Source organism: Paenibacillus sp. URB8-2 (assembly GCF_013393385.1).
GTDB lineage: Bacteria > Bacillota > Bacilli > Paenibacillales > Paenibacillaceae > Paenibacillus_AQ.
This window is the reverse complement of sequence record NZ_AP023239.1, coordinates 3,963,284-3,975,501: the sequence shown is the minus strand read 5'-3', so window position 1 is coordinate 3,975,501 and position 12,218 is coordinate 3,963,284. Positions and strand designations below refer to the sequence as shown.

Below are 12,218 nucleotides of genomic sequence, written 5' to 3'. Positions count from 1 at the left end.
CGAATACTGTTTGGAGGGCTGCAGCTTGTTTCATCACATCACGGTTCTGAAGGAAGAAGCAACGGAAGGCTTGCGCGTCAGAGAAGACGGCATCTATGTGGATTGTACGCTCGGAGGAGCCGGGCACAGCGCCCTGATCGCTTCCCGCTTGGGCAGCAAGGGACGGCTGATCGCTCTTGATCAGGATGATTGGGCTTTGGATAACGCCAGGGAAAAGCTGGCCGCCTTCGGAGACAAAGTTATTTTGGTCAAGACGAATTTTCGGGATTTGGAGGAAGTGTTGGGGTCTTTGCAGGCGGTTCCGCAGATAGACGGCGTCCCCCAGGTGGACGGAATTCTGTTCGATCTCGGTGTTTCCTCCCCGCAGTTTGACGAAGGAGAGCGCGGTTTCAGTTACAACCATGACGCTCCGCTCGATATGCGGATGGACCGGAGCGCCGAATTGACTGCTGCCGAAATCGTCAATACTTGGCCGGAGCGGGAAATCGCGCGCGTGCTGTTCCAATACGGAGAGGAGAAGTTCTCCAGGCGGATCGCGGGAAAAATTGTGGAGCGAAGAGCGGTGCGCCCTATTGAAAGTACGGGGGAATTAGCCGATATAATCAAGGAGGCAATTCCGGCCGCGACGCGCAGGACGGGCGGACATCCCGCCAAACGAAGCTTTCAGGGGCTGCGCATTGCCGTTAACGACGAATTGGGCGCTTTTGAAGAGGCCCTGCATGCGTCTGTGCGGTGTCTTGCTCCCGGAGGCAGAGTTTCCGTGATTACGTTCCATTCCCTGGAGGACCGGATTTGCAAGCAAATCCTGAACAGCTATGTGGGCCGCTGTACGTGCCCGCCGGATTTTCCGCTATGTGTGTGCGGCGGGAAAGGCCAGGTGAAACTGATCAATCGCAAGCCGCTTATACCCGGCGAAGAGGAACTTAAACTTAATCCTCGCGCCCGTTCTGCCAAGCTGCGCATTGCGGAGAAATTGTAAAAGACGATAAAAGGAGAGTCAGAGATGGCGTATACCCGCGGCAATTTGGCAGTGCAGCAACAAAGGGAACAGAAAGTTAATCCGCGCTACCGCGAAAAGACTAAAGTAGTCACAAGGCGAACGACGCTCCCTATGCAGGAAAAGCTTCTGTATTTGCTGACTCTTGCCTTATTCGTCCTTGTGTCCAGCGTTCTGGTATGGCGCTACGTCCACATTTACGATTTGAACAAGCAGGCGCAAGACTTGGATACGGAGATTTCAAAGGCCAAGAAGCAGATTGCCGTCTATCAGAAAGAGAAGCAGGATCTTGAGCAGCAGGTGGCAATGAAAGCCCGGGAACAAGGTTACAGCGTGCCGGAAGATAGCATCACCGTATCCCGGAACAACTAATGCCCAGCCGGGTTTGAAATGAGCCGGAAGCGGCCGTCAGGATTGTAAAATAGAGGTTGTGAGGTTCGCGTATGATAAAAAGAATAAAGCTTCGTTCACTGTTCATAGGGGGATGTATTACCCTCTTTTTTCTTGTTCTGGTCGGACGGGTATTCTGGATTCAGGTGCTGCAGGGGGACTTCTGGCAAAAAAGGGCCGCGGACACTTGGGCGCATACGACGATCATCAGAGCACAGCGCGGACAAATTACCGACCGCAACGGCAGCATGCTTGCCAGCGACGTGCCCGCCTATACGGTAGTCGTGGAGCCCGACGTGATTCAGGAGCAGGGCATCCGGGACGAGGTAGTAGAGGGACTACATGGGATCTTGAACAAGCCGGTATCGGAGCTTGAAGAATTGATTGATGCCAAGGACAAGGACGGCAATTTATACAAGAACCGCGAGGTCCGCAACGAAGGCTGGAAGGTCGATCAGGAAGTTGCCGACAAGATTACCGAGTTCGCGAAGAAGCTGGAGAAGGAGCATGATATCCGCGAAACCGGCGTCGGTTGGGTCAAGGACCAGAAACGGTACTATCCCAAAGACTCGCTGGCGGCCCATGTTCTCGGGTATACGGACCGTGACGGCAAAGCCGTAGCCGGGCTGGAATACTTCTATGACAAGCTGCTTAAGGGTACTGACGGTTATCTTGATTACCAGAGCGACGGCAAGGGCGTCAAGCTTCCCGATGCCGCAGAAACGTACAAGCCTGTCGTCAACGGCGACAAATTGAGGCTGACGATTGACAGTACGATCCAGTATTACATCGAAGACGCGATGAAGGAAGCCTATGACGAATACCAGCCGAAGAGCATGACGGTAATCGCCGCCGATCCGAACACGATGGAGATTTTGGGCATGGCTAATCTGCCTACCTTCAATCCTAACGAATACTGGAAGACACAGGATCAGGGCGATTTTTATAACCATGCGATCAAGTCCATCTACGAGCCGGGGTCAACGTTCAAAATCGTCACACTGGCCGGGACGGTGCAGGAGAAGCTGTTCGATCCGAACGCGAAGTTTCAGTCGGGCCAGATTCGGATTAAAGGATACAGCAGACCTCTCCACGACATTAAACGCGCAGGCTGGGGACAGATCACCTATCTGGAAGGTGTCAAGCGATCCAGTAACGTGGCTTTTGTCAAGCTCGGCTATGAGATGCTCGGACAGGACAAGCTTAAACAATATATTGATAATTTTGGTTTCGATGAAAAGACCGGCATCGACCTCCCAGGAGAGGTCAAAGGAAGAATAACACCGGAGTGGCCGGTCGAATTCGCTACTCTTGCTTATGGTCACGGGAAAGTGCAGGTTACGCCGATTCAGCAGCTTGCGGCAGTATCGGCCGTTGCCAACGGCGGCAAGCTGCTGAAGCCTCATATGGTCAAGGAAATCGCTGACCCGAATACCGGCAAAGTCACCGTCACGAAGCCGGAAGTTGTGCGGCAGGTGATCTCGGCGGAGACTGCCAAGAAGACGGGAAGCTACCTTGAGCAAGTGGTCGCCGACCAGGAAATCGGAACCGGCCGCCATGCTTATATTGAAGGCTATCGCGTAGCCGGCAAGACAGGAACGGCCATCAAGGTTGAAGGCCAAAATTACGACAATTCCAAGGTTCTGGTCTCTTTTATCGGTTACGCCCCCGTGAATGATCCGAAGATTGCCGTCATCGTCATCATCGATGAGCCGAACGCTGAAGTCGGCGGAGGCACGGCCGCCGCGCCGGTGTTCAAGAAGATTGTTTCTCAGTCGCTTGAATATATGGGAGTGCCCAAGGTCTACACGGAGAAAGACAAGAAAGCGGGCAAAGCGCAGACAGCGGCCGCTTCCGTGCGAAAGACTCCGAATCTGGTTGGGCAGAATATGAAATCGGCCAAAGAAGAGCTAATAGACCAGGGCTTTGACTTCGAAAGCGTCGGCGGCGGCCCGTCCGTGGTCAGCCAGTACCCCGCGGCGGGAACGGCACTGTCCTCCGGGCAGAAGGTATACCTGCTCAGCGAGCAGGGGGATAAGCCGACCATCCCCGATCTGCGCGGCGAATCGCTTCGGGATGCGCTTGAAGTGCTAACCTTGCTGAAGGTGGGTATCCAGGTCGATGGAGAAGGGTATGTCTCGAAGCAGCAGGAGTCCGTAAATAACGGCAAAACGAAAGTCTCCCTGACCCTGAAGCCCGATGAGCAAATGGGGGAAGAATCCGATACAGCGTCAGCTGAAGCGGGCGATCCAAGCACCCAACCGACTTCCGAATTAACTTCCGAATTAACTTCGGATTTGAATACCGGAGAGAATGCCGCTTCCTCGAATTAGGCTTGTTCTAAGCCCTGTTTGTCCTGAATAGTCATGAAGGAAAGAGTACATGTCTATTGCATGGAAAGCGGGGTTGATGGAAATGAAAGTTTCTAAAGTCGTGTCGCGGCGGCGGATGTTGTGGACTTTGCTGGGGCTGGCCGTGTTATTTATAGCTCTGGTCCTGCGTCTTGCCTATGTACAGTTGTCCAAGGGCGAAGAACTGTCGGCCAAGGCGGAGAATTCGTGGCGCCGGAACATCCCTTTTACGGCCAAACGCGGCGAAATCCTGGACCGCGAAGGGATTCCCTTAGCCTACAACATCAGCTCGCCGACCGTGTACGCTATTCCGGTGCAGGTCAAGGATAAGGAAGGGACAGCGATGAAGCTGGCCCCTCTTCTGGGAATGACGCAGGAGAAGCTGGTGACCCTGTTATCAAAACGTGAATCCACGGTGAGACTGCAGCCCGGCGGACGCAAAATTACGATGGAGCTTGCCGGGGACATTCGTGATTTGCAGCTGCCGGGCATCGTTGTGGCTGAGGACAGCAAGCGGTATTACCCTTATGGAGATCTGGCGGCGCATATCCTCGGATTCACCGGCATTGACAATCAGGGGATTACGGGGATCGAAAGCGTCTATGAGAAGCTGCTGAAAGGAAACGGCGGGAATATTTCGTATTTGTCCGACGCGGGCGGGCGGCTGATGCCCGGCTCTTCCGAGAAATACGCGAAGCCGCAGGACGGTCTGAATCTGGAATTGACCATCGACAAGCAGATTCAATCCATCATGGAGAGGGAACTGGACCAGGCGATGGTCAAATATCAGGCCAATGCGAGCTGGGCGATCGCCATGAATCCGAAGAACGGGGAGATCCTCGCGATGGCAAGCCGCCCGGGATATGAGCCGGGGCAGTACAAGGAGTATGATTCCGCGATATATAACCGGAACCTGCCGATATGGATGACATACGAGCCCGGTTCGACGTTCAAAATCATTACGCTCGCGGCTGCGCTCAATGAGAATAAGGTTGATTTGAAGAATGAACGCTTCTATGATCCCGGCTTTATTGAGGTGGGCGGAGCGAAGCTGCGCTGCTGGAAAAAAGGCGGCCACGGCAGCGAGACATTCCTGCAGGTGGTCGAAAATTCCTGCAATCCCGGTTTTGTCGCCCTCGGACAGAGGCTCGGAAAAGATACGCTGTTCCAATATATCCGCAATTTCGGCTTCGGCAGCAAAACGGGAATCGACTTGAACGGTGAGGAGAACGGCATCCTGTTCAAGCCAAAGCAGGTCGGTCCGGTCGAACTGGCGACCACGGCCTTCGGACAGGGCGTATCCGTAACGCCGATCCAGCAGATCGCTGCGGTATCGGCGGCTATAAACGGCGGGAAGCTGTATAAGCCGCATGTCGCCAAAGCATGGATCAACCCGGATACCGGTCAGGCCGTATCCGAGATCCAGCCCGAGATGGAACGGCAGGTCATCACAGAAGAAACGTCCCGGAAGGTGCGCGAGGCGCTGGAGAGCGTTGTCGCCAAAGGAACCGGCCGGCCGGCGTTCATTGACGGCTACCGTGTCGGCGGCAAGACGGGGACCGCGCAAAAAGTCATTAACGGAAGATATTCCGCGACGGAGCATATCGTTTCGTTCATCGGCTTCGCGCCTGCGGACGATCCGCAAATTGTCGTTTATACCGCAGTGGATAATCCGAAAGGAATCCAGTTTGGCGGCGTTGTGGCCGCGCCGATTGTGCAGAACATTCTGGAGGATTCCCTTAATTATATGAAGGTTCCTAAGCGCGCGGACCAACTGCCCAAAGCCTACAAGCTTGGGGAGACGCCAATCGACACCGTACCGGACCTCGTAGGCGCCACGGTACAGGATATTTACGAGGATATGAATATGAATTTCAACCTTGTCCGTTCCGGCACCGGAGATACGGTCATCAATCAGGCTCCCAAACCGGGAACAAGAGTGGAACGGGGATCGACGATCAGGATTTATATGGGCTCTTCCAGTCCATAATGATAAAGAGATTATTCGATACAATAGAGCGAGGGATTGAGATGAAACTTGAAGAACTGTCTTCTTGTCTGGCGGTTTCGCATTTATTTGGGAACGGCGAAACCGAGATTACCGATTTGCAGGCTGATTCCCGGAAGGTAAAGCCTGGAGATTTGTTCATCTGCCTCCCCGGCTTTACCGTGGATGGGCATGAATTTGCGCCGCAGGCCGCATCAAGTGGTGCGGCGGCGCTTGTTGTGGAACGCAAGCTCGATATCGATCTGCCGCAGATTGTTGTGGGTGACAGCCGGTTTGCGATGTCCGTCCTGGCGGGTGCGTTCTTCGGGTCGCCCAGCAGCCGGATGAAGATGATCGGTGTTACCGGAACGAACGGAAAGACGACGACAACCTATCTGATCGAACGCATCTTGGAGGATCACGGGGTAAAGACAGGGCTCATCGGGACGATTCAAATGCGTTACGGCGGAGTCAGCTATCCGATGCCCCGTACGACGCCGGAGTCTCTTGAGCTTCAGCGTTCGCTGAACGACATGGTTTCCAAGGGCGTGCAGTGCTGCGTGATGGAGGTTTCCTCGCATGCGCTCGAACAGGGGCGGGTAAAAGGGACGGATTTCCGCACCGCCATTTTCACCAATTTGACACAGGATCATTTGGATTATCATCATACGATGGAAGAGTATCGTGCGGCGAAGGGACTGTTCTTCTCCAGACTCGGAAATGCAATTTCCCCCTGGAAAGAAGAACGCAAATACGCCGTACTGAATGCGGACGACGCGGCTAGCTCTTACTTTGCGGCCCAGACGGCGGCGGAAATCATTACATACGGGATAGACAATGATGCCAACGTCCGCGCTTCGCAAATTTCCATTACGGCCAAAGGCACCGCATTTCACGTGGACACCTTTAAGGGAGAAGCCGATATTTCGCTGAAAATGGTAGGCAAATTCAATGTGTACAACGCGCTTGCCGCCATAACGGCGGCCTTGCTGGAGGAAGTTCCGCTTGCGGATATCAAGGCAAGCCTTGAAGCGGTGCCGGGCGTGAGCGGTCGTGTGGAGTCGGTGGACGAAGGCCAGCCGTACGCGGTCGTTGTGGACTACGCGCATACTCCGGACGGACTGGAAAATGTGCTTCGCACGGTTCGGGAATTTGCGGAGGGGAAAGTGCTGACCGTCTTCGGCTGCGGCGGCGACCGCGACCGGACGAAACGGCCGCTGATGGGCAAAATCGCCGCCAAATACAGCGATCACATTCTTGTCACTTCCGATAACCCGCGGACTGAAGATCCGGAGACCATTTTGAAGGACATCGAAGCAGGGTTGATTGATGACGGCGTGGACCGCAGCCGGTATGAACTGATCGTTGACCGGCGCGAAGCGATCGGGAAAGCTATTGATGTGGCAAGCCCCGGCGATGTAGTATTGATTGCGGGGAAAGGTCATGAGACCTACCAACTGATTGGCGGCGCCGTTCTCGATTTCGATGACCGCATCGTCGCCAAAGAAGCCATAAGGGGTAGAAGCCATTGATTACAAGAACACTGCAAAGCATTGCCGCCATGTGCGGGGGCGAGCTGTCCCCAGGCAGCGCAGCCGATGCGGAAGTTACGGGAGTTGTTACCGACTCCCGTAAAATTACGCCCGGCTGCCTGTTCGTACCTTTGGTCGGCGACAGCTTTGACGGACATGATTACAGCGAGTCCGCTCTGAAAGCAGGATCGGCCGCAACGCTGTGGACGCGGAATAAAGGCGCTGCTCCGCAGGAGAATGCGGTTCTGGTGGACGACACGCTGGACGCGCTGCAGCGCCTGGCATCCGCCTACCTTAAGGAAGTGGCACCGCGTGTAGTCGCCGTCACCGGCAGCAACGGAAAGACGACGACCAAGGATATCATTACCGCTCTCCTTGAGACGCGGTTCAAGGTACACAAGACGCAGGGGAATTTCAATAACCATATCGGACTGCCGCTCACCGTCCTGTCCATGGCGGCCGATACAGAAATCGCCGTGCTGGAGATGGGCATGAGCTCGCGGGGGGAAATCTCTTTGCTCTCCTGCCTCGCTAAGCCCGATACGGCTGTCATTACCAATGTGGGCGAATCGCATCTTCTCCAGCTGGGCTCGCGCAAGGAAATCGCGCGGGCGAAGCTGGAAATCGCCGAAGGGCTTAAACCCGGCGGCCTGCTCATTTATAACGGGGATGAGCCGCTGCTTGCCGAGGTGATGGGCGAGCCGGGGTTTGCGGCGCCGGAAGATCTGCGGACGTTCCGTTTCGGACTTGGGACCGGCAATGACGACTATCCGACAGGGATTATGGCGCATGAAGGCGGAACGACGTTCACTTCAAGCCTTCACGGCGAGCATGTCTTCACGCTCCCGCTGCCCGGCAGGCATAATGTCGTGAACAGTTTGGCTGCGATGGCGGTGGCAAGCCATTACGGCGTGAACGAAGTGGAGTTGGCTGCCGGCCTCGGCAGGCTCAAGCTGACCGGAATGCGGATCGAGTTGATCCGCGCGTCCTCCGGCCTTACACTGCTGAACGATGCGTACAATGCCAGTCCAACGTCGATGAAGGCAGCGATCGATGTGCTTCAGTCCATGAAGGGTGCTGGAGCCAAAATTGCGGTGTTGGGGGACATGCTTGAGCTTGGGCCGGACGAAGCTACCTTCCATGCGGAAGTCGGGGCCTATCTGGACCCGGAGAAAGTCGACCTTGTCTTTGCTTACGGTCCGCTCTCCGCACATCTGGCAGAGGCTGCTGCGCTGCGGTTCGGTCCGGACCGGGTGTATGCTTTTACCGACAAGTCTGCAATGACCGATCTGCTTCTTAAGAAGACCGATCCGAAAGACATCGTGCTGTTCAAGGCGTCCCGAGGCATGAGGCTGGAAGAATCGCTTCAGCGTCTGCATGCCCATTTTGATCAAAGTTAAAGATTTGGAGAGGGTGAACCCGTGGATTATCAACTGCTGCTTCTGACTATCGCTGTATCCTTTATCCTTGCGGTGATTGCCGCTCCGCTCATCATTCCGCTGCTGCGCCGCATGAAATTCGGACAGCAGGTCCGCGACGACGGGCCTCAAACTCATTTGAAAAAAGCAGGAACGCCCACAATGGGCGGAATCATCATCATGCTGGCGTTCGCCTTGTCTTTTCTGAAATTTTCAGTTGTAAATACGGACTTTTATGTCCTTCTGGTATCCGCGCTTGGCTATGGCCTGGTCGGTTTCCTGGATGATTATATCAAAATCGTCTTTAAACGCTCCCTCGGGCTGACGCCGCGGCAAAAGCTGTTAGGACAGTTATTGGTGGGCGCCGTCATATGCGGCCTGCTGATTTCCGCCGGACACAATACAAGCATCAGCATCGCGGGCACAGCCATCAGCTTTGACTGGGGCGGCTGGTTCTACTATCCGTTTATTATCCTCATGATGATGGCGGTAACCAATGCGGTCAATTTTACCGATGGAGTAGATGGATTGTTATCGGGCGTCAGCGCCATTGCGCTTGCTGCTTTTGCCGTAGTGGCCATGCAGGCCACTTCAATTGCGGCTGGAGTATGTGCGGCGGCGATGATTGGTGCGGTACTAGGCTTTCTGGTGTTCAATGCCCATCCTGCCAAGGTGTTTATGGGAGATTTCGGCTCCTTCGGCATTGGCGGCGCTCTCGGCGCTATTGCCATTGTCACCAAAACAGAGCTTCTGTTTGTAGTGATTGGCGGCGTCTTTGTCATTGAGATGCTGTCCGTCGTTTTGCAGGTCGCGTCTTTTAAGACACGCGGCAAGCGTATTTTCAGAATGAGCCCGATCCATCATCACTACGAGCTTGGCGGCTGGTCGGAATGGCGTGTCGTCATTACCTTCTGGGCGGTAGGCATCGTGCTGGCCGGCCTGGGACTTTATATCAGCAAGGGGTTGTAGAAAATGAAACATCCGGATAAGTACCGCGGTGAAGAGGTCGTCGTTGTAGGGCTTGCGAAGAGCGGCGTTCAAGTGGCCAAGGTGCTGCATGAGCGCGGCGCCGTCGTCACGGTGAACGACAAAAAAGAGAGAGAACAATGTCCCGAAGCTTCCGAACTGGAGTCTTTGGGAATTTCTGTTATATGCGGTGGGCATCCGGACGGACTCATTCACGAAGGCGTGCGGCTCGTCGTGAAGAATCCCGGCATTCCGTACAGCGTTCCACCGGTCCGCAAAGCGCTGGAGCTGGGCATCGAGGTGGTGACGGAGGTTGAGGTAGCCTATCATCTGTGCGCGGCGCCGATCATCGGCATTACCGGGTCCAACGGCAAGACGACCACAACAACCTGGGTAGGAAAAATGCTGGAAGCCGCCGGTATGAAGCCGATCGTGGCCGGAAATATCGGAACTCCGCTCAGCCAGGCGGCTCAGGAAGCTTCCCCGGACAACTGGATGGTCGTGGAACTGAGCAGCTTTCAGCTTAAAGGGACGGAAGAATTCCGGCCCAAAGTGGGCTGTCTGCTGAATGTGGCCGAGACTCATCTCGACTACCACGGCGATATGAGCGATTACGTGGCTTCCAAAGCCAAGCTGTTTGCCAATCAGGGAGCGGGAGACACGGCCGTGCTGAACTGGGACGATTCATACTGCAGAGAGCTTGTGCCTTATATCAAGGGAATTATTTTGCCCTTTTCGATGACGGAAGAACTGGTGCAGGGCGTGTTTGTTCGCCCCTCCTACGTGCCGGGCACCGAGGACGATCTGAAACGGGTCATTGTCTACCGCGACTATACGGAGAGCGATACGGTGATCGCTGAAGTGGCCTCCATCGGACTTCCCGGCCGCTTTAACGTGGAGAATGCGCTGGCGGCCTGCGCCATCGCGATTGCCGCCGGGGCGGACCCTGCAGGACTCGCCGATGCGCTGGCTTCCTTCCGCGGCGTGGAGCACCGGCTGGAATATGTCGCTGGCAAGGGCGGCGCGGCGTATTACAACAACTCCAAAGCGACCAACTCCAAGGCGACGTCGATGGCGCTTGCCTCGTTCCGCCAGCCTATCGTGCTGATCGCTGGAGGGCTTGACCGCGGCTCCGATTACATGGAGCTGGTCCAGGTCCTTGAAGGGCGCGTCAAAGCGATGGTGGTCTTGGGGCAGACGAAGGACAAGCTCGCGCATGTCGCGAAGCTCGCCGGGTTAAAGACGGTTATCACGGTCGATAATGAAGACAGCGCCGCCTCGGTGCTGCAAAAGGCCGTGCGGGAAGCCGCCGCTCTCGCCGAAGAGGGGGATGTGGTGCTGCTGTCGCCCGCCTGCGCCAGTTGGGACATGTTCACATCCTATGAAGAGCGCGGGCGTATTTTTAAAGAGGCGGTGCATAATCTGTAAGTAGGGGGGCATTGGATAAGCCTCCACTACGATGCAAGAGGTGTGCTCCTCATGAACAAGACCCGTCCTGCGCCGGATATCTGGCTGCTGATTCCGATTCTTGCGCTGCTGGCCATAGGCATGATTATGGTGTACAGTGCGGGCTCCGTGCTGGGCTTCCGCAATTATGGCGATTCTTTTTATTTTGTCAAAAGGCAGCTGCTCTTTGCCGTCCTTGGTCTTGCCGCATTGTTTTTTACGGCGAACGTGGATTACCGTGTCTTAAAGAGGCTGTCCAGGCCGGCGCTTATCGTCTGCTTCGTTCTGCTTGTAATTGTATTGATTCCCGGAATCGGGGTTGTGCGCGGCGGTGCGCGTAGTTGGCTCGGCATCAGCTCTTTCGGCATCCAGCCCTCCGAATTCATGAAGATGGGGATGATACTCTATCTGGCGAACTGGCTGAGCCGCGAGGATTATGACATCACTTCATTCACGCGGGGACTTCTGCCGCCGCTGGCCCTGATCGGGACAGCCTTCGGACTGATTATGCTTCAGCCCGATCTCGGCACGGGAACGGTGATGATGGGGGCGGCCCTGATGATGGTCTTTACCGCCGGGGCGAGAATGAAGCATCTGCTGGGACTCGGCGCGGCGGGGGCCGCCGGATTTGCCGCGCTGGTCGCAGCCGCCCCTTACCGGATTCAGCGGATTACCGCGTTCCTTGATCCCTGGTCCGATCCGCTCGGCAAGGGCTATCAGATCATCCAGTCGCTGTATGCGATCGGCCCCGGAGGACTTGGGGGACTTGGGCTCGGCATGAGCCGGCAGAAATACAGCTATGTGCCCGAGCCGCAGACGGACTTTATATTTTCTATCCTGGCCGAAGAGCTGGGCTTTATCGGCGGACTTGCGGTGCTGACTCTGTTCCTTATCCTGATCTGGCGGGGAATGAGGGTTGCCATGAGCCTGCCGGACCGTTTCGGAAGCTATCTGGCCGTCGGAATCGTCTGCATGGTGGCGGTGCAGGTCGTCATCAATATCGGCGTGGTCATCGGCATGATGCCGGTCACGGGCATTACGCTTCCGCTGATCAGCTACGGAGGCTCTTCGCTGACGCTGATGCTTACGGCGCTCGGCATTTTACTTAACTTATCCCGTTATGCGAGGTGA

At 55.6% G+C, this 12,218-nt stretch carries 9 protein-coding genes; all 9 read left to right on the top strand.

Annotation, left to right across the window (positions count from 1 at the left end):
* The first annotated feature begins 25 nt into the window (after nucleotides 1–25).
* The gene (gene rsmH, locus PUR_RS18435; protein WP_179036506.1) at nucleotides 26–979 is read left to right on the top strand and encodes a 16S rRNA (cytosine(1402)-N(4))-methyltransferase RsmH; all 954 of its coding nucleotides are present in this window, start codon (nucleotides 26–28) and stop codon (nucleotides 977–979) included.
* Between the two features lie 24 nt (nucleotides 980–1,003).
* On the top strand, nucleotides 1,004–1,369 hold the full coding sequence (locus tag PUR_RS18430; protein ID WP_179036505.1) for a hypothetical protein: 366 nt from the start codon (nucleotides 1,004–1,006) through the stop codon (nucleotides 1,367–1,369).
* Between the two features lie 71 nt (nucleotides 1,370–1,440).
* Nucleotides 1,441–3,720 (top strand): penicillin-binding transpeptidase domain-containing protein, encoded by a 2,280-nt coding sequence (locus PUR_RS18425; protein ID WP_179036504.1) that lies wholly within the window; start codon nucleotides 1,441–1,443, stop codon nucleotides 3,718–3,720.
* A gap of 82 nt (nucleotides 3,721–3,802) precedes the next feature.
* Nucleotides 3,803–5,728, top strand: a complete 1,926-nt coding sequence (locus tag PUR_RS18420; RefSeq protein ID WP_179037982.1) for a stage V sporulation protein D — start codon at nucleotides 3,803–3,805, stop codon at nucleotides 5,726–5,728.
* Between the two features lie 41 nt (nucleotides 5,729–5,769).
* Nucleotides 5,770–7,257, top strand: coding sequence for a UDP-N-acetylmuramoyl-L-alanyl-D-glutamate--2,6-diaminopimelate ligase (locus PUR_RS18415; RefSeq protein ID WP_179036503.1), 1,488 nt, complete (start codon nucleotides 5,770–5,772; stop codon nucleotides 7,255–7,257).
* A complete protein-coding gene (locus PUR_RS18410; RefSeq protein ID WP_179036502.1) occupies nucleotides 7,254–8,657 on the top strand; it encodes a UDP-N-acetylmuramoyl-tripeptide--D-alanyl-D-alanine ligase in 1,404 nt (467 codons plus the stop codon). The genes PUR_RS18415 and PUR_RS18410 overlap by 4 nt, the downstream gene beginning before the upstream one ends.
* 21 nt (nucleotides 8,658–8,678) lie before the next feature.
* A complete protein-coding gene (gene mraY / locus PUR_RS18405; protein ID WP_179036501.1) occupies nucleotides 8,679–9,644 on the top strand; it encodes a phospho-N-acetylmuramoyl-pentapeptide-transferase in 966 nt (321 codons plus the stop codon).
* A gap of 3 nt (nucleotides 9,645–9,647) precedes the next feature.
* Nucleotides 9,648–11,069 carry a UDP-N-acetylmuramoyl-L-alanine--D-glutamate ligase gene (murD, locus tag PUR_RS18400; protein WP_179036500.1) on the top strand — a complete coding sequence of 474 codons (1,422 nt, stop codon included), beginning with the start codon at nucleotides 9,648–9,650 and terminating at the stop codon, nucleotides 11,067–11,069.
* A 51-nt stretch (nucleotides 11,070–11,120) separates the two neighbouring features.
* Nucleotides 11,121–12,218 (top strand): stage V sporulation protein E, encoded by a 1,098-nt coding sequence (spoVE, locus tag PUR_RS18395; RefSeq protein ID WP_179036499.1) that lies wholly within the window; start codon nucleotides 11,121–11,123, stop codon nucleotides 12,216–12,218.

What these genes read in the sequence shown, in the direction of transcription:
- PUR_RS18415 (WP_179036503.1), top strand. Translation starts at nt 5,770, where the DNA reads ATGAAACTTGAAGAACTGTCTTCTTGTCTGGCGGTTTCGCATTTATTT.
- PUR_RS18420 (WP_179037982.1), top strand. Translation starts at nt 3,803, where the DNA reads ATGAAAGTTTCTAAAGTCGTGTCGCGGCGGCGGATGTTGTGGACTTTG.
- spoVE (WP_179036499.1), top strand. Translation starts at nt 11,121, where the DNA reads ATGAACAAGACCCGTCCTGCGCCGGATATCTGGCTGCTGATTCCGATT.
- murD (WP_179036500.1), top strand. Translation starts at nt 9,648, where the DNA reads ATGAAACATCCGGATAAGTACCGCGGTGAAGAGGTCGTCGTTGTAGGG.
- PUR_RS18425 (WP_179036504.1), top strand. Translation starts at nt 1,441, where the DNA reads ATGATAAAAAGAATAAAGCTTCGTTCACTGTTCATAGGGGGATGTATT.
- PUR_RS18430 (WP_179036505.1), top strand. Translation starts at nt 1,004, where the DNA reads ATGGCGTATACCCGCGGCAATTTGGCAGTGCAGCAACAAAGGGAACAG.